This is a genomic window from Paenibacillus sp. P36 (genome assembly GCF_045866505.1).
Classification (GTDB): domain Bacteria; phylum Bacillota; class Bacilli; order Paenibacillales; family NBRC-103111; genus Paenibacillus_E; species Paenibacillus_E chondroitinus.
The window spans coordinates 3069846-3090799 of the sequence record NZ_AP038372.1 but is presented as its reverse complement, the minus strand read 5'-3'; the positions used below and the strand labels follow the sequence as shown (position 1 = coordinate 3090799).

Genomic DNA, 20954 nt, shown 5'->3' with positions numbered 1-20954 from the left:
CCACCTTTCTAAATAAACACACAATGCCAACCGGATACTGCGTAATTTTTCCCAATACTTCTTCTAACTTATCATCCCCGTTCTGTGCGGTCAATGGAAGATGTGTATCCTCCGCAGGACTACATTGACAGATATAGTACTCTTGAATATAATGTAAAACAGGAGGTGAGGATCATCTTTGACATAAAAATAACGTCTGAGCTTATTCGCGGGCATACCGACAGCATCATTCTTAAGCTTTTAATGTCAGGTGATAAGTATGGCTATGAAATCTCCAAGCTTGTGCAGGTAACCACAGGCGGAGAATACGAACTCAAGGAAGCTACCATGTACGCCAGCCTCAAACGCCTGGAACAGGAAGAGAACATTACTTCTTATTGGGGAGACGAAACGCAAGGCGGCAGAAGGAAGTATTACCGGATCACCGACAAAGGGCAAGAGACATTTGATACGAACAAGCGGAATTGGGAACATGCAAAAAGCATTCTCGATTTATTCATATAAGAAAGGTGGAATCATCCATGAATACCAAGCTTTCTGCTTATTTGGACGAAGTTTTCTCCAATTACGAGGATTTAAAGCCAATTCGGGAGTTAAAAGAAGAGCTTTTTCATGACTTGCAGGAAAGATTCAGCGACTTGCAAAAGGATGGCCTTGATGAAAAAGCCGCTTTTGAACGGACAATCGCCTCTATTGGCGAAATTTCCGAGCTCATCGGAAGCATCCATGCCAGTACGACGAAGCTGCAGCAAATCGTTGGCATTGATTTTTCGAAACAAAATTTGCAAAAGTCGGATTTAAGAGCTGTTCAGGTTCACGACGGGAAGTTTAATTACAGCAACCTGCAGGGCTCTGATTTTAGCCATTCGGATTTAACGAATGCTTCTTTTAAATGCAGCAACTTGGACAATTGCAACTTTGACGGCTCTAATTTGACCCATGCCAAGATTCAAAAGTCCAACCTCAAGGGAGCTACTTTCCGGAATTGCCAATTTAACCACACCGACTTCAGCTCTTCGGAGTTAGCGGGCGTATGTTTGGATAACCTAACTTTTACCGGAACTATTTTTCATTATACAGGGTTAAAAGAAACCTCTTTCCGCAACGCCGTTTTTCAAAGCTGTTCGTTTAAAACCGATGTCAAAAAAACAATTTTTGACGGGGCTAAAATGGATAAAGGCACATATGCCGTTTTAAAAGGCTTTAAAGCAAATCTCACGCACGTTACCATCATTTAATGAAGAAAGCGGGGAATACCACCTTCATGTCAACACAAACGAAAAATAAAGGAATAGGCATTGTAATCGCCGGGCTTCTGCTTGGTATTCTGATGGCATCCATGGATAACACCATTGTAGCTACAGCAATGGGTACCATCGTAGGGGAATTAGGCGGCTTGGACAAATTCGTGTGGGTCACTTCCGCCTATATGGTCGCCGAGATGGCCGGCATGCCGATATTCGGAAAATTGTCCGATATGTATGGACGAAAGAAGTTTTTCATCTTCGGGATTATCGTATTTATGCTAGGTTCCATCTTATGTGGAACGGCTAATTCCATTATTGAACTCAGCATTTATCGTGCGATTCAAGGGATTGGCGGCGGTGCGCTGGTACCTATTGCTTTTACCATCATGTTCGATGCCGTTCCGATTGAAAGCCGCGGTAAACTAGGCGGATTGTTCGGCGCCGTGTTCGGTATGTCCAGTATTTTCGGCCCTTTGCTAGGCGCCTATATTACGGATTACGTGAATTGGAAATGGGTTTTCTACATTAACCTGCCGCTCGGTTTGATCGCGTTTATTTTTATCGCTTTCTTTTACCGTGAATCCGTTGAGCATTCGAAGCAAAAGATCGATTGGTGGGGCGCACTGACGCTTGTCGGAGCCATCGTCTCCCTTATGTTCGCGCTTGAATTAGGCGGCAAAACATATGCTTGGAATTCATCGTTTATCCTCGGATTATTGGCACTGTTCGCCGTGTTAACGATCATCTTCATTTTCGTAGAACGCCGCGCTGCCGAGCCGATTATCTCTTTTGCCATGTTCAAAAGCCGGTTGTATGCTTCCAGCAATGCCGTAGCCATTTTTAGCGGTGCCGCTTTTATTACGGCTTCTGTTTATATCCCCATCTTCGTTCAAGGTGTGCTTGGCGGAACAGCGACGAACTCCGGCCTAGTTTTACTGCCCATGATGTTAGGTTCTGTCGTCACTGCAACTGGCGGCGGTTTCTTAATGACAAAAGTGAGCTACCGCAGCATTATGATTCCTACCACTCTTATTTTGGCAGTTGGTGTTGCTCTGCTGACGACGTTATCTCCTGAGTCGCCACGCTGGCTCGTAACGATCTATATGATTATCGTTGGTTTAGGTATCGGGGCTTCCTTCTCGGTATTGAGCAATGCCGCGATTCATCTCTTTGATGCCAGGCAGCGCGGATCGGCCTCTTCCACACTAAATTTCCTACGTTCCTTAGGAATGACGCTGGGAATCACCGTGTTTGGAATAATCCAAAGCCACGCATTCACTAGAAAGCTGACGGATGCCTTTGCGGGGCAAGGCGCAATGCCTGCAGGTATGGCTACCAGCGACCCACATACCTTGCTCGATCCGGCTAAACGTTTGGACATTCCAGGTCCTATTTTAGAAAAAATCACCAGTGCTCTATCGTCTTCTATCGTTCTCACATTCGCATGGACAATTGTTCCAGCAGTGATCGCCTTCATTTGCGCGATTGCCATGAGCAAAGAGAAACTTGATCCGACCCAGGAACAAGGCGCGGTATCACATTAACTACAAAAAGAGGGTGCCCTCATAGCCATCGAAATGGCGAGGTGCACCCTCTATTTAATTGCTGTTAACTCCTTACACAATAGCAGCCCTGTTAGACTCCTTGAAAGCTGAACGAGTACGCATACGTGCGATTGGCGAACAACGTAAACTCCGGATGCGTTCTTGCCCCCCAGCTATCATCTCCGCCAACGCCCATCTGCTTGTAATTCACGCGCAGCACTACCTTCTCGCTGACCGGCAGCTTATAAGGATGGTCATGAGCTTCCAATTCCGAAGGCGAATACGGCAGAGCATTCAATTCCACAGTCGGCAGTCCCGTAATACGGAGTCCGCGGCTTGTGTTATCCGTTAATGTCGCCCAACGCACATCCGTTTTGTTTCCACATTCTTGCGGACGTAGGTACGGAACGAATTGCTCCTGGACGGTTCCGCTGTGCAGGGCCAGCTTCGCTCCTGTCGCGCGATCCCAGTGATTTTCGTGTGGCCCGCGGCCGTACCAGCTTAATTGCTGGAAGGCATAGTCCAACTCGAACATCATGCCGATCTCCGGAATCTCTGGCAGGTTGGCGCCGGGAACTAGCTCCATGCGCACCTCGACCTCCCCATTCGGCGATGCCGTGTACACCAATTTCACTGTTGAAGCCGGCGTTGTAGCAAGCTCATAATAAACATGAACTTCGGCGCGGCCATCCCTGCCAGATTTCGCTTGCAAGGATTGCAGCGTTCTTCCGCTGCCTGCTTCTTGCCATGGCGCGCAACGAATGTGATGCTTGTTGCCACGGTCGTTATCCGTGTAGGCGCGCCAGAAATTAGGCGCTGGTCCTGTCAGGAACAACTCAGTTCCTTCGTAGAGATAGGAAGTGATATTGCCAGTTGCCGCTTGGAATTGAAGCGAGAAATTGCTTCCTTTCAGCATAATCGAATCGTTCGTTGCGGCAATTTGCACAGCATCAAGTTCAGATACGGCTGCAGCTGATTCTGCGTGCGCAACGAAATCAACATGCGCCCACGCTTGACGGACAGGCAGCAGGAATTGCTCCCACGCGACCTCATGCCCTTTTGGCGCCCATAAGGTATCAGCTTCCAATTGAAGGCTGATCGTAAGCACGTACTCGTCACTCGGACTGGCTGCTTCGTACGCATCCAATTCGAGTTCAATTGTGGCCGTTTCTCCAGGCGTCACAGTAAATTGACCGCTCTTCGCTTCACCAACAGCAACGCCATTACGCTCGATCGTCCACGTCCAATTGAACTCATTAAGATCCGTGAACAAGAATTGATTCGTCACAGCTACTTGGCCTTTTGCCAAATCAACCGGTGTAATTTTCACATTTTGATAGCACTTTTTAACTTCATAGATTTTCGGCGAAGGTGTGCGATCAGCAAAAATTAAACCATTGCCGCAGAAATTGCCGTCATTCGGCGTATCCCCGAAATCGCCGCCATAAGCTTGATAAGTCACACCGTCAGGCGTTGTTGTACGGATGGATTGATCGATCCAATCCCATATGAAGCCGCCTTGGAGAACCGGATACTTCTCAAACAGCTCCCAATATTTAAATAAATTACCGCAGGAATTCCCCATCGCATGGCTGTATTCACATAAAATAAACGGTTTCTTCGGCTTGTTATTCGCGTACTCTTCAATTTTGTCAATCTTGGAGTACATTTGACTTTCGATATCTGAGGCCGCCTCAGAGTCCCGGCAGTGGAAAATTCCTTCGTAGTGAACGATTCTGGAAGGATCGGCTTCACGCAGGAAGTCATGCATTTTAATAAAATTATCCCCGCCCCATGACTCATTCCCGAGCGACCAAATCACAATCGAAGGATGATTTTTATCTCGCTGCATCATGGAATTCGCGCGATCCAGGACAGCCGCCGTCCATTCAGGCTTGCTGCCTGGAACCGTGTCTCCCTCTTCCTCTTGGGCATAACTCCACGATCCGTGCGTTTCAAGATTCGTTTCATCAATGACATATAAACCAAACTCATCACACAGCTCATACCATCGTGCATTGTTCGGATAATGGGATGTGCGGACAGCGTTGATATTAAATCGTTTCATCAGCAAAATATCAGCGATCATACTGTCGTTATCGACACTGCGGCCGCGATCTGTATCAAATTCATGGCGGTTGACGCCTTTGAATACGATGCGCTCACCGTTGATTTTCATCAAGCCATCGTGAATTTCGAACTTACGGAAACCTACTTTGCAGCTCTCCGTCTCCAGCAGGGTTCCCTTCTCGTCCTTCAAGCTCAAAACCAGCGTATAGAGGTTAGGCTTTTCTGCGCTCCAAAGTTCCGGATTCTCCACTTTAACAGACAACTCCACATCCTGTTTCAGGCTGCCGCTTAGTTCAACTGCCGCGGATAGAGGAGATGACCATAACGGCTTTTGTTCACTGTCATATAAAACAGCTTCTACGCGGTGCGTTCCTGTGCCAAGGGCATCATAGTTCGTAACTTTCGCTTGAATGCGCAGTTCGGCATTTTTAAATGTATTATCCAAATCCGTCAGCACTTTAAAGTCCGCAATATGTGCCACAGGGGTGGCGTATAGATAGACATCGCGGAAAATTCCGCTCAACCGCCAGAAATCCTGATCTTCCAACCAACTTGCATCGCTCCACCGATAGACTTCAACCGCGAGCTTGTTCTCACCCTCAACCAAGTAAGGCGTAATATCAAATTCCGCGGGTGTGAATGAGTCTTGACTAAACCCAACGAAATCCCCATTTACCCATACATAAAAAGCGGATTCAACACCCTGAAAACTCAAGTATACAGGTTGCTCCGCCCAAGATGCCGGAATCGTAAAACTCCGGGAGTACGAGCCTACAGGATTATATTTCACAGGCGCATAAGGAGGCTTCACCTCTTCGTGACCTACCCATGGATAGATAATATTCGTATATTGCGGAAAATCAAAACCTTGCAGCTGCCAATGAGACGGCACCGCAATGTCGGACCAGCCGCTGTAATCGTAGCCGTTCTTATAGAACTCCTGAGGCCGCCCCTCAGCATTCTCTGCAAAATGAAACTTCCACGTTCCATTCAAAGTTTGATAGAAGTCAGAGGCTTCCCGAACTCCTGCAAGCGCTTCTGCTTCCGACCGGTAAGGCATCAACGTTGCATGCGCTTCCAAACGGTTCAGTTGAAAAATCTGCGGATTGTTATTCCATTCCGGATAACCGTTCAAAGGCGCTGTATAGACATATTTATTAGCCATGGATTAATACCTCACTTTATTGGTGTTGTATAATTATCATCAACGATGTATTTATTGTAACTGACAATAATCTCTTTTAAAATATAAGATACTACGCATGACATATTAAAAAATGAAAGAGATGGCTATCTGATATGGCTATAGACTACAGGAAGTTTTTCGTCATCACCGAAACGGACCGCAAGCTGCCACTGATCCTCGAAACGGTCGGCTATGAGAGTCAGCAGCTCTATTATAAACGCGAGGACGGTTATCCCTGCTTTCATTGGCTGCAAACGATTGAAGGCGCCGGAGAAATCATCCTCGACAATCAATCCATCAAGCTTGGCGAGAATCAAGGTATGCTGCTCGCCGCGGGCATTCCGCATGAGTACAAAGTTCTCTCTTCCAAATGGTCGACTTGGTACTTAACCTTTGACGGCGCACTCGCGGCCTCTATCGTTTATGCCCTGGAGTTCCCGTTATCCACGCAAATCAGCTGGGGAACAGAGACTCCGCTGGCTAACATACACGAATATTTTTACGAAAAATATCGTTATAGCTATGATTTCACGGGAATGAACGGTTCGCTGGAGGTTTATCAATTTCTCACGTTGCTCAAAAAACACGGCAACGTCAACAAAAGCGCCTCCTTCTCGCAGAGCCATGAGCGCTTATTGCCGCTCTTATTTCAATTGGAGCAAAACTTTGGTTCCGCCGATGTCGGCCTTACCTGGATGTCTAATGAGCTGGGCGTCAGTCCGCAGCACGTCAATACGCTTTTCCGAAAAGCATTTGGCTTATCCCCTTATCAATACCTGCTGCAGCTGCGACTTCAGAAGTCCAAAGAATTGCTCATTACCGGGCATAACCTGACGATTAAGCAGATCGCGGAAACTACGGGTTTTCTGGATGCTTCGCATTTTATTTCAACTTTTCGTAAGTCCGTAGGTTTAACCCCTGAGGTTTTCAGAAATCAATATCATAAAAATCAAATAGAAAAAGGATAGACCGAGTCGCCTCGCCTATCCTGATAGTTTCCATCGCTTATTATAGATTTAATGATTTGGCACAAACTCACTATGAATTTCAATCAATGTTTGGACGAAAATCTCAAAATCATTTTTACTAGAAGAAAATTTGAAATCGGTTACACCAGTGTTGAAATCAATAACCGTGAGCGCCACGCGGTTCAAGGGATACTCTGGAATCGGCTCAGAGGCAAGAGTAATATTTTTGAAAGGGTAAATAGACGTTTCACCGTGTAAACGCAGCACAGTCAGATGATCATCTCTTAACTCCAACGAAATATGTTGATCAGAATCAGTGAAACTTTTCAGTGTACTCATCCTTTATCAATCCTCCTCTTGTCCTCTATTTTACTCTCAAATGGAAAGATAAAGAAGCCCAAAATAAAAAAAATCTTCCTATTTATTTCCTGTTTCACTCCTCACGCTAGCGGGTAAATGAATATAGGGCTGAACGCCGCTCTAACTACGCTACGGAGGTGCCGAACATGAGCACAACGATTTTACTATCTGAACGAACAGGTCCCGTGAAGAAACTGAGAGAACAAGGTCAAGTTCCCGCTGTAGTTTACAGCTCTCGTATGGATTCCGAACATGTCACCGTCCCGGAAAAAGAAATCCGAGCATCCCTGAAACGGAATCCGCATGCCATTTTGAATGTAGCTTTGCCCTCGAAATCAAAGGAATCCGTCATCATCCATCACGTCCAGAAGGATTCTCTGACTGGCCAATTGCTGCATGTCGACTTTTTGCAAATTGATATGAAAGAAAAACTGGATACCGCGATTGCCATCCAATTTATTGGAGAAGCCAAAGGCACGAAGGAAGGCGGTATTCTCCAAGTAGAGTCGCATGAAGTCATGATACGATGTATGCCTAATAAGCTGCCAGAATCCCTTGCACTTGACATCAGTACACTAAGCATTGGTGAACATCTCACCGTAGCTGATCTTAAAGTACCCAAGAACGTTGAAGTTCTCTCAGATCCTGAGACTGTTCTTGTCACCATACTTGGCACACAAAAATTGGACACGACCCCTGAGGCCGATGCACAATCCGAAGCTGCCACCGAATAAAGGTGTCTATGAAAACAGACTCTGCGCAATAGAAGCGCTAGAGTCTGTTTTTCGTTTCAAAAGAGTTAGGCGTTGCCATATGCGTGCATCTGGCTGCTCATCACCTTCGAAACGATTGATTTATGTTTTTCGGCCCTAGCTACAATCACTTGCAAACTATTGCGAATTTCTACAGCTTCGTCTAAATATTCCTTATCTCCAAATATCTCATAGAGCCTAAGATAATCATTATACTCATCCAACCATTGATCGAAGTAAGAAGATGTCATAATCTATCACTCCCTTAGATCCATGATAGAGTATAAACATTAATTTTTTATTATAAATATATTAATTTTCTTCTTTTTGTTGCAAACCTGTTCCGCAAATGATGAGGATAGCTACAAATAAAAGCACCCCGAACGCATCCCACCACATGCTTCCCGCAACGTCTGGAAGACTTCCGATAGCGATAATAAGTACAGGGCAGAACCACAGCATTTTTTCTAATATACCACGAATTGCTTTTCGTCTTTGCAAGATGTACGACCCCTATATGCTGCAGTATGTTGTTTATACCTGACAACGTATACTCTTCGAAGTTGATACCACCTTTCTGTCCGTCCGAGATGCTCAAAAACCAATCCAATTTGTGGAAGTTATTCCTCCGAATTCTCGGTCTTTACAAACCGATGGTCGGTATTTATAATGGAGATATTGTAGAAACATGAAAAGGAGTGATTTTATTGAAACAAGAGGAGCGCAGGCAGCAAACAACGGGAGTTCTGCTGACATCAACCAAAGAGCTCATCCGGGAAAAAGGGTGTGAGGCGATCACCATGAAGGACATTATGGACCGCTCCGGTTTGTCCAAAGGCGCTATTTTCCATTATGTGAAAAGTAAAGATGAAATCTTCGCCTGGGTGCTGCAGGAACGATTGGATACAACCAATGAACGCTTTCAGGCTGTCGTGCAGCAAGGCGGCGCAACGTTCGAAGGACCGATGCAGAAAATCCTTGAAAATCTCCGAGCACTGGACGATGCACAGGAAGTGACCAACAAAGTTTTGATCTATTTGCTCGGTAAAGAAGATCAGCCGGCAGTTGCCGAAACGCTTAAGCTGTACTATGAACGCTCCGTGCAGGTATCTAAGGAATGGATCGTTACCGGCCAATCACATGGAGTTATTCCGGAATCGGTGGATGCCGATAAAACAGCCGATTTGTTTGTTCTTCTTTCTCTCGGATTACGCGTCCGTTCCACAATTCCGATGGTGACTGCGGGGTTTCAACTCGAGGATTTCGCCAGGATGATGACACAATTACTGAAAAAATAGAAGGAGGATTTGCAATGATTCCTTTTTATGCCTTGATTGTCTCCTATCTGATATTTTGGGTACTCGGATTGCTTGGCGTCTCCCATTTTGAAGGCTGGCATACGCCTATGCAGGGCGCTGTCGCTGTCATGCTGCTGCTAACAGCATCTGCTCATTGGGGAAAAAGACGGCCGGACCTCATCCGCATGGTGCCCCCGGCTTTCCCAAGACCTGATTTGATCGTCACCGTCACGGGTTGGTTGGAAATTGCCGCTGCAATCGCCATCCTGTTTCCAGCCACATCCCGTATCGCCTCCATTTGCCTGATGGTGCTGCTCATCGCCATGTTCCCCGCCAATGTGCGGGCTGCTCGCCATAAATTAACGATTGGCGGGGAGCCTACGCCTTCCTTACCGGTCCGCACGGTTTTGCAGCTTGTTTTTTTGGCTTCTATTTATTTGGCGGGTTGAGTGGGCAGCTGCCCCAGTTCCTCTGCAGCTCCCACGCCTCCTGTTCGCCGCGGGTCATTACGATGACAATCATCCAACCCTTCATATGCAACCCACAGTGACTCAATCGTTGCCCCACCCAAGTAGCCACTACTCTGTAACGGACCTTACAGCCGTTATTCGCACTAAATCGAGCATTTCTCAGCTCTAACGGACTCCAGTGTCGTTATTTGGCCAATCCATAGCCAATTTTCACGATATTAGCGTGAATAGCGGCTCTGGCGTCCGTTAGAATTTCGCGGAGCCGTATTTCTTCCAAATAAGGGCTGCTCGGTCCGTTAGCTGAAATTCAGCTCCGGCTCGCAGCAGGTAAGGTTTGCGGTTTAAGTAAGAATACCGCTTAAATAGCCAACTAGTTTAAGTGCCATGAACCCACCAATTAGCAGCTCGTCCATCAACTCCACCGTCCCACTCATTCAGCTACTCCCCCCTCCCTCCCACACTCCCCGCAGTAACTCAACCGCACTCCTCCGTATGCGAGCAACAGTGACCCAACCCACCAACCCTTCGTATGCAACCCACAGTGACTCAATCGTCTGCCCCACCCAAGTAGCCACTGCTCTGTAACGGACCTCACAGTCGTTATTCGCACTAAATTGACCATTTCTCAGCTCTAACGGACTCCAGTGTCGTTATTTGGCCAATCCATAGCTAATTTTCACGATATTAGCGTGAATAGCGGCTCTAGCGTCCGTTAGAATTTCGCGGAGCCATATTTCTTCCAAATAAGGGCTGCTCGGTCCGTTAGCTGAAATTCAGCTCCGGCTCGCAGCAGGTAAGGTTTGCGGTTTAAGTAAGAATACCGCTTAAATAGCCAACTAGTTTAAGTGCCATGAACCCACCAATTAGCAGTTCGTCCATCAACTCCACCGTCCCACTCATTCAGCTACTCCCCCCTCCCTCCCACACTCCCCGCAGTAACTCAACCGCACTCCTCCATATGCGAGCAACAGTGACCCAACCCACCAACCCTTCGTATGCAACCCACAGTGACTCAATCGTCTGCCCCACCCAAGTAGCCACTGCTCTGTAACGGACCTCACAGCCGTTATTCGCACTAAATCGAGCATTTCTCAACTCTAACGGACTCCAGTGTCGTTATTTGGCCAATCCATAGCCAATTTTCACGATATTAGCTGAATAGCGGCTCTGGCGTCCGTTAGAATTCCGCAGAGCCATATTTCTTCCATATAAGGGCCGCTCGGTCCGTTAGCCGAAATTCAGGAGCTACTAAAAAAAGCTTGTCTACTCGCAAACCAATCTCGTATAGTAAATGCAGCTAGTGAGAACAAGGAGGCGATCTTCGTGAGCACAACGATTCCCGCAACAGTTCGTAATTACGCCATTGACGACTTTACGAATCATTTTCTGGCGAATTATCCTGTGCACTGCGAGCTCCGCAAGTCGCCGCTTCATCAACAGCTGCTGCATGCCCATAATGGGTATGAGTTTTATTTTGTACTCCGAGGGACAGGCTCTTACATTGCCGGTGATCAATTGTATCCCCTGCACGCCGGCACACTGACAGTCATCCAACCAGGCGTCATTCATCGTCCCTATCATGTGCTAGATCAGGATTTCCACAGATATGTCCTTTCCATCGATGAATCTTATATGGAGGGCATTCACGCGCTTTGTCAAACGACAGACTTGTCGATCTCTGGATTCTTAAAAGCGATGCACCCTGAGTCAAGCCATCACTTTTTGTCCGTTCAACAGTTGGATCAGCTGCAAATGCTGCTAGCCGAGCTGGAACAAACGCTAAAAGACAAGAAGCCGCACTTCGAACTCAATGTGCTAAAATGCCTGGCAGAATTTTTCCTCCTGCTGCTTGGTTTACATCATGATGCTGCAAGCTCCCATAGGTCGGAAGATGAGCAGTTGATCGGTAATGTGCTCTCTTACTTGATTGCGCATTATCAAGAGGATTTGCATGTTGAAGACCTGCTAGAGTTTTTTCCCGTTTCGCGCTCCAGATTGTTTAACTTGTTCAAAGAAACCACAGGCAGCACAATGAAACAGTTCCTCTCCGACTATCGATTGAATAAGGCAAAACGACTGCTTGCTGAAACGGATTTACCTGTCACCGAAGTCGCGGCGGCCACAGGATTCGGTGATATTTCGCATTTTTTTAGCGTGTTCAAAAAAAGTACTGCCCTTACTCCCAAACAGTATCGCAAGGAAACAGTAAGTGGTACCCGAACTTTAAATTGAAAATACAACTTCAAATAAAACAAGCCAGAAAGTCTGAATAGACCTTCTGGCTTATTTACTTACTTTACTCTCCCGAATCCCGGCAAGTATCAGCTAACAGCATGAGCGCAAGTCCTTGCCCATACAAAGTCGGATACTGCGGAATCTCTTGGTACGCTGCGATGCTTTTCATGACCGGAGTGCCTCCAGACACGCCAGACACGACACCATCCTCCGAAATGGAGGTAAGTACTGCGGCCAACGCCCGATCAGCAGCAGCCTGATAACGGTCATTACGTTCGATGAGACCGATTTCCATCGCTTTTCGAATGCCATAGCCGATCCCCGCACTACCGGAAACCTCCCGGTAAAAGTCAGGATGATCCATCACTGTGCTCCACAAACCGTCCTCTTGTTGATAAGAAATAAGACCGGAGATTAAGCGTTCATATCTCTTTTTAAGTTCATCAGGAATAGGTGTGAGCTGCCCGATCTCCTTCACGATCAATGGAACACCTGCGGCAACCCACGCATTGGCCCGTGTCCACCGTGCAGCGGACATATGATCCGCGGAGTCGCAGTTCCATCCGTGAAACAACACACCGCTGCTCTCATCTTGCAGCACGTTGAGATGAATAAGCACCTGCTGCAGCGCCTCCTCGGCATATTTCGTACTGCCAACAAGAGACGCTGTCCGAGCCAGGAACAATACGGCCATAAATAGGGTATCTGCCCACACCTGCTCGGAGAATACCGCATTTTCCGTTACCGTATGTTCAAAGGCCATCTCCCTCGTACGAGGCGCCTCCGCGATCATCCACTCCGCGATCCGAACGGCCTCGTCCCGGAACCATACGTCTTCCTCAAGCCGGTACAGGGCAGGGAAAATGGCAAACGGGGCGATCGAATTAATCACCTTCGTTCCTTTCGCCTTCTCCTTATTCCGCTCGATCCACTGCTTCAGGTAAGACAGAACTTCTGGCTTACCTGTAGCTTCATAATAGTCAAGCATCGCGATCAACCCGACACCCGGCACCCAATCCCAATGCTCAATGTCCATGCCCCAATTTCCGGTGTGATCTTGCAACATTTCCTGCCAAACCTTTTGCGCAGTGTTTGATAATGTCAAGAAAATTCAGCTCCTTTTTATATACACAAGCCCATAAGATTAATTGTTTATAGAACCACTTTACCATCAATTAACTCCTAAACGCTTGGGCTTCAGTCTTAAAAAAGTGGGGAAAAGTCCAGACCTGCACACAAAAAAAGACCGAGGATAACATCATATCCTCAGTCCTACTTTTATTATTGATATTTCCGTATAAATGCAATAGCGCTGGCAATATCCTTCTCCGGCTGCTCGCCAACTTCACGTTCAATCGTCAAGTAGCCTTTGTAGCCAATGTCACGCAGCGTTTGGAAGTATCGCGCGAAATCAACATGCCCTTCGCCCAACGCAAGCTCACGGTAATAAAGCCCGGACGTAGCGTCCTCGGCGATTTGCTCATGGCTCATCGGCTTGTATCCCAGAGAGCCGTACACTTCTCGCGGGTCAACCTGGCGCAAGCGAACGCCGTCTTTTACGTGCGTATGGACGATATAATCTTTCAGCGTGATAATACCTTGAACAGGATCATCCCCTGTTACCATAACCATATTCGCAGGGTCGAAGTTAACCGAAACTCCGTTGGTAGACAGGGAATCCAGGAAGCTTTTCAAATGCGCTGCAGGTTCTGGACCGGTTTCGATGGCAAAATAAGCGTCCAAGCTTTTGGCATATACCCCTAATTCCTCACAAGCCCGGTGCATCGTCTCATAGATCGGATCGTTGGTTTGCTCAGGTACGACACCGATATGCGTTGTGACCACTTTGGTGCCAAGCTCAACGGCAAGATCCAGAATACGCTTGGATTTTTCAATTTTCTCCGCATTCACAGAAGCATCCTGGAAACCATGACCGCCCAAATCTCCACACAGTGCTGAGATTTCAAGCCCCAAAGAGGCAATGTAATCTTTCAGCTCCTTGCGTGCTCCTGATGATAAATTAGCCGGGTCCATCTCGCCGGAAACGGCATAAATCTGCACCCCGTCAGCGCCAAGCTCTTTCGCTTTCTTCAAACCGTCCCGCACGCCAAGCCGGAGACTGTCCACCATGATACCAATTGGATTCATTCGAATTGTCAACACCTTTCAGAAAGCTATGAATGACTGCCTATTCCATATCTTCCCATAGTCTTTTAATATTTTGCAACCCGATCAACGTACCCGTTCTGCACTCTTCCATCCCTTCAAACTCCAAGGAAATGTAACCGTCGTAACCAGAGTCCTTGATAACGCGCAGCACTGCTCTCATATCGATATCTCCGTGTCCTACAATAGCGCCGCGGAGGTAATTCCCCTGCAAAGTCTGGAACCAGCCTTGACCTGGATTTTGATGAGACGGACGCAGATAAAAATCTTTGATATGGACCATTGAGGCAAAGGAAATGTTATTTTTCACAGCTGCCACTGAGTTCTCGTCCGCACACATGAAATTGCCCACATCCAGTGTCGTCCGGAAATTCGGACGGTCAACCGCTTGGATTAACGCTTGAACCCGGTCACTGTGCTGCACAAAATAACCATGATTTTCAACACTTGTCGTAATGCCATAAGTCAGCGCATAGTCAGCAATTTGACGACAAGCTTCGGCCATACGATCCAGCTGTTTATTGAAATTGGCAATCGAACGGTCCGCGCTTTGCGCGACATCGTGGCGCATCTTTTTGACGCCGAGTCTCGCCGCGAGATCCACTTCACCTTTTACCCGCTCAATTTCCTGCTGATAAGCTTCTTCGGAATCCGTTAGAAAATTAGCGCCAATCGCGTAATTGGAAATTTCGATGCCGCGTGATGCCGCTTTTTCGCGAATGCGATCCGCCAACTCAAAATTACCGGGCAAATCATAGCCCAGAGGCACGATTTCAACGTGCTCTCCGCCTTGATCCGCAATCCAATCGATGACCGCCATGATGTCCATTTCGCCGGACTTCAGCGCTTGAAATAAACTATACGTACTAACGCCCAATTTCATGTGAGTACCTCCATGCTAGTTTCTACCGGACTATAATTTGATTTCTTGGCCTTTCGCAGCTGATTCATAAATACCGCACAACATTTTCATCATGTTAACGCCGTCTTCAACAGGACTAATCGGGGTACTGCCCGTTTGGCAGCTCTCGATGAAGTGATTAATTTCATTTTGGAAAGCCTGCGGCACATTGATCGATTTCGCATCCGTTTGTGGAGATACATTCAGAATCGTATCGTGCATTTCCGTGATAAAAACAAGCTCAGGCTCAATTTCCACGCCACCCTTGTCCCCATAAAGCTTAACGGCGATCTCATCTTTTTTGGCATGCAGCGTAAAGCTGACATCAACCAGCAAAGATGCACCATTTTCAAAACGAATCAAGGCATTCGCCATGTCTTCAACTGTATTGTGGGCTACATCATAATCAGCCGCTTTGTAAAAGGAAAGATTGCGAACATTCGCACGGTTCCCAAGCTTATTATACGTATTCCCGCTGACGGAAACCGGTTTCGGTCTGCCCATCATATACCAGCATAAGTCGATGACATGCACGCCGATATCGATCAAAGGCCCGCCGCCAGAACGTTCCGAATCCGCGAACCAACCGCCAGGGTTGCCTAAACGGCGAATACAAGACGCTTTTGCATAATAAATTTCACCTAAATTATCGTGATCAATGAACGATTTGACCAATTGAGCATTGGCATCATACCGGCGGACAAAACCTACTTGCAGCGTTTTCCCCGATTCACGTACAGCGTCTTGAATGCGGAGCGCTTCCTCAACGGTTTTACAGAGCGGCTTCTCAACTAGAACGTGTTTGCCTGCGCGCAAAGCCGCAATACTAATCTCAGCATGCGTATTATTCCATGTACAAATACTAACGGCATCGATCTCTGGATTAGCGAGCAATTCATGGTAATCCGTGTAGATGTTCTCTATGTTATATTTGGCTGCTTTATCTTCAGCTCTTTGACGATTAAGATCACACACCGCGTATAAATTAGCGTTTGCCTGTTTCACGTAGGACTCGAAATGCATTTCGGAAATCGAACCTGCTCCAATTACACCAATATTCAACTTGTTCATACTCATAGCAATTTCTTGCCTCCTTGGTTGTCTTATAAACTCAGGATACCATGGTTTTCGCCCAGGTTGAATGTATAGGATGAGCAAGAGCATGGACTATTTGTTCAAAATCAAAAATCACCCAGCGTCATTAGAAAGCTACGCCAGATCCATTTCTCGATCTACACCGACACCGTTTTCGAGTCTGTCCGGCGTCCTTGCTCTTTTAGCATAAAGAAAATATTCATAAGACCAAACAGCAGGAAACAAATCCAAGGAAGTGCACGCCAGCCAAGCACCGTCCCCAAATCGTACAAATAACCGCCTCCCACATTACCGAGCATAGCGCCGATAGACAGTGCAAAACTATTAAAACCGAAATAGCTGGCTATACTCCCGCTCCCTGCAAACTCAGACACCATCGTATTCATCATCGGCTGCAAAAAAACTTGGCCAATCATAAACGCAATAACCCCAGCATAAATCCCGATCATGGACCCCGTCATCCCAATGGTGAAAAGTCCGGCAGCAAGCAGCAATGTTGCGAGTGACAGCACGCCGAAGGGCTGCATTTTCGATTGGCCCAGCTTGGCAAATGGAACCTGAAGCAGCACCATAACGACGGCTCCGCAAGAGTATATCAGGCCGATATTTGCATCTGGCGCAATTTGATTCACGCGGAAAGGAATGGCCATATAGAGCTGCGCGACAAGCGACCACGATATCATGGTGAACACCATAAAGCGGCGGAAAGCACGATTTTGAAGCACTTTTTTCATTTGCGGCAGCATGCGAGCGTCCTGCGGTTTTTGTTCAATTTTAATTCGCGGCAATAAAAGAAGGCTTAAAAAAAAGGAAAAGACAAAAATCAGCGTCGCCGTCATACTCACATATTTAAAATGAAACCCCATTAAAAGTGCGCCCACAACGGGTCCCACGACAAAACCCAAATTGCTCAGCATTTCACGAATCGCATAAACGGTGATCCGATTTTGAGGTGTCGATAGCGCTGCATAATACGCATAGCTGGCAGGTTGAAACAACGCCGCGCCCAAGCCGGAGAAAAAACAGGCAATAATCAAGCCAGGCACATGATCAACGAAGCCGAACATTCCGAATCCAAAGGTCCGAATCAACAATCCGACCAAAATCGTCCGCTTATAACCAAGCCGATCAGCCAAGGTGCCGCAAAAGGCAGAAAGCCCCTGTTGACTAAGACTGCGTATAGCCGAAATGACGCCCACGATCGTCACACTCAGCAGCAAATCGTGCAGCAAGTAGGAAGCTAGCAGCGGAATCATCATATAAAAGCCAACCGCCATGCTGAAAGTATTCATAAACATGACCCAAAAGGGCAGTTTAATGTCCGTAAGCTTTTTCCAAAGATGATTCATCATGAAGTACCTCGTTTCCGTCTGCGATGTGTCAATCTCAACAAGATACCTGATTCGAAGTGGATTGCCTATGGGCTTTCTTTGTGTGAGCTTGGGTATATTATTGCTGCCAATTTTGATATACTCAAATGACCAATCAAACAAACAAGAACAAACACAAATGCACGTAACAATTTTTCAGGGAATACAATAGAAGGCGGGGGAACGATGTTATCCGAGGTTAGACATTCCAAAATCATCGAGCTGCTGAATCAGGCAGGTTCAATCAAGGTTTCTGAGCTGAGCAAAGCCTATCAGGTAACCGAGAAAACGATTCGTGAGGACTTAGAGAAATTAGAAGCTTCCGGTATTTTGAAAAGAGTACACGGTGGGGCCGTTCTCGTCGAAAGCTCGAATTCGATGCTGCCGATTCATAAACGAAGAGTTCGCCAGCAAGCAGAGAAAGAACAGATCGCCGCAGAGGCTTATCAGTGGATTGAGGACGGCCAAATCATCCTGCTCGATGGAGGCTCAACGACGCTGGAGCTTGCGAAGCTCATCCAACACCGCGCGCTAACTGTGATTACGAACGATACGAAGATTGCCGCTGCTTTGGCGGAAAGCGCTCATATCGAGTTGTGCATGTTAGGCGGTTACCGGCGCAAAGGCACTTATACGATTATTGGGCCAAGCGCCATCCAAATGGTCGACGAGCTTAATGTCGATATTGCTTTCCTGGGATGCACGGGCATCGACTTGGAACGAGGCATCTCCGTGTTTCACCGGGATGAGGCGGAGCTGAAGAAGCGAATGATCAAAGCCTCGAAGAAAAAGATTCTACTTACCGATCATACGAAATTTGATCAAACTGCGCTGATTTCATTTGCTTCGCTGAAAGAGATTGATCTATTGATTACTGATACCGGGGCCGACGATCAGTTAATTGCGAGGTATTCTGAGCAAGGGCTTGAGGTTCGCAGAGGGTTCATGCAAGAATAGGCGGAACTGCAGTCCCCTATTAAAATAAGGCCATCTCATCCCGAAGAAGTACATTCACTTCGTGATGAAATGGCCTATTGGTTATGGGATGAGTAAAATTTTCCCGGTGCTCTGCCTGCTTTCAATGAGGCGATGCGCTTCAGCGCCATCCTTCAAAGGAAAGCTCGTCAGGCCGCCCATCTGAATGATGCCTTCGCGCAGTGCTTGAAACAGCGCCTCTGCACGCTCGATCCGATTGGCCAAAGTGGTCACATGGTTCCACAAATCGCCCCCGGTTAACGTCTTCGAAGAATCCATGAGCATTCTTGGATCTACATGCGGCGGATCTCCTCCCGCCATGCCATAGAACACGACAGTCCCCTTCGTTCTTACAGCCGCAAAGCTCTCCATTAACGTTGAGCCAACGGAATCATAAACAACGTTAGCGCCTTGTTTCTCCTCCGTAAAGCGGATCACTTCCTGCGTCCACTCCGTGTCGTAACCGAATACAACATCTGAGCCAGCTTGCAGCGCGGCCGCCTGTTTGGCTTCCGAGGAAGTCAAGCCGATGACCCTTGCCCCTTTGCTCTTGGCGATTTGAATCAATAATTGTCCCACGCCTCCTGCCGCGGCATGAACGACGACATCGTCGCCTGCCTGAACGGCATAGCTGTCATTGACTAAGTAATGCGCCGTCATCCCTTGAAGAAGGAGGCCGGCGGCTTGTTCGAAGGTAATATCGGATGGCACCGGTATTGCCCGGTCAACAGGCACAGCGACCAATTCGCTGTTCGCAAAAGGAACATCACAAAAGGCGATACGGTCGCCAACCTGAATATGCGTCACATCCGGTGAAACTTGTTCAACGACCCCAGCACCCTCATATCCTAGTATAAAAGGGGGTTTTCCCGCCAAATGATAGTTTCCCCGTCTACGATAAACATCAGCGAAATTGAGTCCAACTGCCTTGGTCCTAACAATAATATGTCCTAACGCCAGGCCAGGGTCAGGAATCTCTGCATACCGAAGCACTTCCGGTCCGCCAAATTGTTCAAATATTAATGCTTTCATCGTTTCCCTCCAAATGACTCGTCTATCGTCAAAATTGTATCACACCCCCTCTTTATTACAAAAAAAGCCCTCCAATCCAGTTGAACTGAAGAGGAGAGCTCATTATGTTACAACGGGTTTTCTCCCGTGCTTTGGAAAAACTCAAGGATTTCACCATTCAAGCCTTTGACAAAGGCGATTCTAACCGGTGTCGAAGGATTGCTGCCTAAGACAACATCTTTCGGTTCCACCGTCACCACCGCACCAGCAGCCACCGCTGCTGCAACTGCTTTGTCTACGTCATTGCTGCGGAAAGCAACGTGGAAGTAGGAACCTTCCGGTTTCACTTCGCCTGATCCACCAGCAAAAACCTCCATATAGTTGCCGTCCCCGGAGTCCAGCAAAGTAATTCGCTTATCCCCTTCGCCCCAGCTTGTCTTTTCCGTAAAACCTAAGCCTTCGGTATAAAACTTCACCGTCGCTTCAAAATCATTCGCTCTTAACGCAAGGTGGTGAAAGCCACCGCCGCCTATTTTCTCATTTGTCCCCACTTGAAAAGCCTCCTTTGTCATCAGTACATGCCCTACCTTCACGAGTATAACTGATAGCCAGATGTTAGAAAATGACTTACCTCGAGGTAACTAAGTTTCCTGCACGTAATGAGACTTGCTATAGTGCAAGCAGTCCTGCTTTCTAATTCGTGAGCGCCTGTCAGATTTATGTTCGTTGGCACACACGCGAATACCCCCCACCGGATTTCACCCCAGTAGTAGTCGCATAGGGAGAGGTGACGGGAGAGGTACTATTGATGGGATCCGGGGTACTTTAACTAGTTGGCTTTTGGCTTTTATTGGTGGCGGTGGTGTTCTTTGATTCCTGTTTAGTCCCTCTTACGCTCGCGAGCATAAGTTGTTTTCGGCTAACGGACTGAGATGACGCTATTTGCTACTTTTGAGAGAGAATGAGCAGCTAACGGACTCCAGAGATGTTATTGAGCATAAACCCGCCTAAAACAGTGTCAAAATCCATAAATAACGACGCCTCAGTCCGTTAGCCCTCAAATTCAGTCGAATTTGGCAAAATAACGGCTGCTGGGTCCGTTACAGAATATTAGCTACTTGGGGAGTGGTGACGGGAGAGGTACTATTGATGGGATCCGGGGTACTTTAACTAGTTGGCTATTATTGGTGGTGGTGGTGTTCTTTGATTCCTGTTTCTGTTTAGCCCCTCTTACGCCCGCGAGCATAAGTTGCTGTCGGCTAACGGACTGAGATGACGCTATTTGCTACTTTTGAGAGGGGATGAG

General features: G+C 47.2%; 20 protein-coding genes. 9 read left to right on the top strand and 11 right to left on the bottom strand.

The genetic code is table 11. The annotated features are described in order from the left end of the window. Positions 1 to 174: 174 nt before the first annotated feature. Genes ACKTT9_RS13605 through ACKTT9_RS13595 form a run of 3 tightly spaced genes read left to right on the top strand, consistent with a single transcriptional unit; the run spans position 175 to position 2791 of the window. Complete coding sequence (locus ACKTT9_RS13605; protein WP_407873034.1) at positions 175 to 504, top strand: PadR family transcriptional regulator; 330 nt, start codon at positions 175 to 177, stop codon at positions 502 to 504. Positions 505 to 521: 17 nt separating this feature from the next. Next, complete coding sequence (locus ACKTT9_RS13600) at positions 522 to 1238, top strand: pentapeptide repeat-containing protein (protein ID WP_407872013.1); 717 nt, start codon at positions 522 to 524, stop codon at positions 1236 to 1238. 26 nt (positions 1239 to 1264) lie between these two features. Further along, the gene (locus tag ACKTT9_RS13595) at positions 1265 to 2791 is read left to right on the top strand and encodes an MDR family MFS transporter (RefSeq protein ID WP_407872012.1); all 1527 of its coding nucleotides are present in this window, start codon (positions 1265 to 1267) and stop codon (positions 2789 to 2791) included. A 91-nt stretch (positions 2792 to 2882) separates the two neighbouring features. On the opposite strand, the gene ACKTT9_RS13590 is transcribed toward ACKTT9_RS13595, so the two are convergent. Beyond that, positions 2883 to 6026, bottom strand: a complete 3144-nt coding sequence (locus tag ACKTT9_RS13590) for a glycoside hydrolase family 2 TIM barrel-domain containing protein (RefSeq protein WP_407872011.1) — start codon at positions 6024 to 6026, stop codon at positions 2883 to 2885. 134 nt (positions 6027 to 6160) lie between these two features. Between ACKTT9_RS13590 and ACKTT9_RS13585 the strand changes: the two genes are divergently transcribed. Beyond that, complete coding sequence (locus ACKTT9_RS13585; RefSeq protein ID WP_407872010.1) at positions 6161 to 7015, top strand: AraC family transcriptional regulator; 855 nt, start codon at positions 6161 to 6163, stop codon at positions 7013 to 7015. Between the two features lie 48 nt (positions 7016 to 7063). Here the strand turns inward: ACKTT9_RS13585 and ACKTT9_RS13580 are convergent, their stop codons facing one another. Further along, positions 7064 to 7354, bottom strand: coding sequence for a hypothetical protein (locus ACKTT9_RS13580; RefSeq protein ID WP_407872009.1), 291 nt, complete (start codon positions 7352 to 7354; stop codon positions 7064 to 7066). A gap of 167 nt (positions 7355 to 7521) precedes the next feature. Between ACKTT9_RS13580 and ACKTT9_RS13575 the strand changes: the two genes are divergently transcribed. Next, entirely contained in the window at positions 7522 to 8109 is a 588-nt protein-coding gene (locus ACKTT9_RS13575; RefSeq protein WP_407872008.1) for a 50S ribosomal protein L25, read from the top strand. 65 nt (positions 8110 to 8174) lie between these two features. Here the strand turns inward: ACKTT9_RS13575 and ACKTT9_RS13570 are convergent, their stop codons facing one another. Beyond that, positions 8175 to 8378 (bottom strand): hypothetical protein, encoded by a 204-nt coding sequence (locus ACKTT9_RS13570; RefSeq protein WP_407872007.1) that lies wholly within the window; start codon positions 8376 to 8378, stop codon positions 8175 to 8177. A gap of 61 nt (positions 8379 to 8439) precedes the next feature. Next, positions 8440 to 8628: a hypothetical protein gene (locus ACKTT9_RS13565; RefSeq protein ID WP_315949026.1), complete on the bottom strand. Its 189-nt coding sequence runs from the start codon at positions 8626 to 8628 to the stop codon at positions 8440 to 8442. 197 nt (positions 8629 to 8825) lie between these two features. Between ACKTT9_RS13565 and ACKTT9_RS13560 the strand changes: the two genes are divergently transcribed. The 3 genes from ACKTT9_RS13560 (at position 8826) to ACKTT9_RS13550 (ending at position 12127) form a co-directional block, all read left to right on the top strand. After that, the gene (locus ACKTT9_RS13560; protein ID WP_407872006.1) at positions 8826 to 9425 is read left to right on the top strand and encodes a TetR/AcrR family transcriptional regulator; all 600 of its coding nucleotides are present in this window, start codon (positions 8826 to 8828) and stop codon (positions 9423 to 9425) included. A 14-nt stretch (positions 9426 to 9439) separates the two neighbouring features. Further along, entirely contained in the window at positions 9440 to 9874 is a 435-nt protein-coding gene (locus ACKTT9_RS13555) for a hypothetical protein (protein ID WP_407872005.1), read from the top strand. Between the two features lie 1344 nt (positions 9875 to 11218). Beyond that, positions 11219 to 12127 (top strand): AraC family transcriptional regulator, encoded by a 909-nt coding sequence (locus tag ACKTT9_RS13550; protein ID WP_407872004.1) that lies wholly within the window; start codon positions 11219 to 11221, stop codon positions 12125 to 12127. A 64-nt stretch (positions 12128 to 12191) separates the two neighbouring features. Here the strand turns inward: ACKTT9_RS13550 and ACKTT9_RS13545 are convergent, their stop codons facing one another. The 5 genes from ACKTT9_RS13545 to ACKTT9_RS13525 form a co-directional block, all read right to left on the bottom strand. Further along, positions 12192 to 13235, bottom strand: a complete 1044-nt coding sequence (locus ACKTT9_RS13545; RefSeq protein ID WP_407872003.1) for a glycoside hydrolase family 105 protein — start codon at positions 13233 to 13235, stop codon at positions 12192 to 12194. Positions 13236 to 13411: 176 nt separating this feature from the next. Beyond that, positions 13412 to 14278 (bottom strand): sugar phosphate isomerase/epimerase family protein, encoded by an 867-nt coding sequence (locus tag ACKTT9_RS13540; protein WP_407872002.1) that lies wholly within the window; start codon positions 14276 to 14278, stop codon positions 13412 to 13414. 40 nt (positions 14279 to 14318) lie between these two features. After that, positions 14319 to 15179, bottom strand: a complete 861-nt coding sequence (locus tag ACKTT9_RS13535) for a sugar phosphate isomerase/epimerase family protein (protein WP_407872001.1) — start codon at positions 15177 to 15179, stop codon at positions 14319 to 14321. Between the two features lie 30 nt (positions 15180 to 15209). Continuing rightward, positions 15210 to 16268 (bottom strand): Gfo/Idh/MocA family protein, encoded by a 1059-nt coding sequence (locus tag ACKTT9_RS13530; protein WP_407873033.1) that lies wholly within the window; start codon positions 16266 to 16268, stop codon positions 15210 to 15212. A gap of 161 nt (positions 16269 to 16429) precedes the next feature. Next, positions 16430 to 17644, bottom strand: coding sequence for an MFS transporter (locus ACKTT9_RS13525; RefSeq protein ID WP_407872000.1), 1215 nt, complete (start codon positions 17642 to 17644; stop codon positions 16430 to 16432). Between the two features lie 204 nt (positions 17645 to 17848). On the opposite strand from ACKTT9_RS13525, the gene ACKTT9_RS13520 reads away from it, so the two are divergent. Next, positions 17849 to 18619 carry a DeoR/GlpR family DNA-binding transcription regulator gene (locus ACKTT9_RS13520; protein ID WP_407871999.1) on the top strand — a complete coding sequence of 257 codons (771 nt, stop codon included), beginning with the start codon at positions 17849 to 17851 and terminating at the stop codon, positions 18617 to 18619. An 81-nt stretch (positions 18620 to 18700) separates the two neighbouring features. On the opposite strand, the gene ACKTT9_RS13515 is transcribed toward ACKTT9_RS13520, so the two are convergent. Both ACKTT9_RS13515 and ACKTT9_RS13510 read right to left on the bottom strand, forming a co-directional pair. Then, positions 18701 to 19669: a quinone oxidoreductase family protein gene (locus ACKTT9_RS13515; protein ID WP_407871998.1), complete on the bottom strand. Its 969-nt coding sequence runs from the start codon at positions 19667 to 19669 to the stop codon at positions 18701 to 18703. 107 nt (positions 19670 to 19776) lie between these two features. After that, positions 19777 to 20199, bottom strand: a complete 423-nt coding sequence (locus tag ACKTT9_RS13510) for a VOC family protein (RefSeq protein WP_127449426.1) — start codon at positions 20197 to 20199, stop codon at positions 19777 to 19779. Positions 20200 to 20954: the final 755 nt, after the last annotated feature.

Bases quoted from the DNA above. Each gene is read 5' to 3' on its own strand.
- ACKTT9_RS13600 (WP_407872013.1), top strand. From the start codon at position 522: ATGAATACCAAGCTTTCTGCTTATTTGGACGAAGTTTTCTCCAATTAC.
- ACKTT9_RS13595 (WP_407872012.1), top strand. From the start codon at position 1,265: ATGTCAACACAAACGAAAAATAAAGGAATAGGCATTGTAATCGCCGGG.
- ACKTT9_RS13590 (WP_407872011.1), bottom strand. From the start codon at position 6,026: ATGGCTAATAAATATGTCTATACAGCGCCTTTGAACGGTTATCCGGAA.
- ACKTT9_RS13585 (WP_407872010.1), top strand. From the start codon at position 6,161: ATGGCTATAGACTACAGGAAGTTTTTCGTCATCACCGAAACGGACCGC.
- ACKTT9_RS13580 (WP_407872009.1), bottom strand. From the start codon at position 7,354: ATGAGTACACTGAAAAGTTTCACTGATTCTGATCAACATATTTCGTTG.
- ACKTT9_RS13575 (WP_407872008.1), top strand. From the start codon at position 7,522: ATGAGCACAACGATTTTACTATCTGAACGAACAGGTCCCGTGAAGAAA.
- ACKTT9_RS13570 (WP_407872007.1), bottom strand. From the start codon at position 8,378: ATGACATCTTCTTACTTCGATCAATGGTTGGATGAGTATAATGATTAT.
- ACKTT9_RS13555 (WP_407872005.1), top strand. From the start codon at position 9,440: ATGATTCCTTTTTATGCCTTGATTGTCTCCTATCTGATATTTTGGGTA.
- ACKTT9_RS13540 (WP_407872002.1), bottom strand. From the start codon at position 14,278: ATGAATCCAATTGGTATCATGGTGGACAGTCTCCGGCTTGGCGTGCGG.
- ACKTT9_RS13535 (WP_407872001.1), bottom strand. From the start codon at position 15,179: ATGAAATTGGGCGTTAGTACGTATAGTTTATTTCAAGCGCTGAAGTCC.
- ACKTT9_RS13530 (WP_407873033.1), bottom strand. From the start codon at position 16,268: ATGAACAAGTTGAATATTGGTGTAATTGGAGCAGGTTCGATTTCCGAA.
- ACKTT9_RS13525 (WP_407872000.1), bottom strand. From the start codon at position 17,644: ATGATGAATCATCTTTGGAAAAAGCTTACGGACATTAAACTGCCCTTT.
- ACKTT9_RS13520 (WP_407871999.1), top strand. From the start codon at position 17,849: ATGTTATCCGAGGTTAGACATTCCAAAATCATCGAGCTGCTGAATCAG.
- ACKTT9_RS13515 (WP_407871998.1), bottom strand. From the start codon at position 19,669: ATGAAAGCATTAATATTTGAACAATTTGGCGGACCGGAAGTGCTTCGG.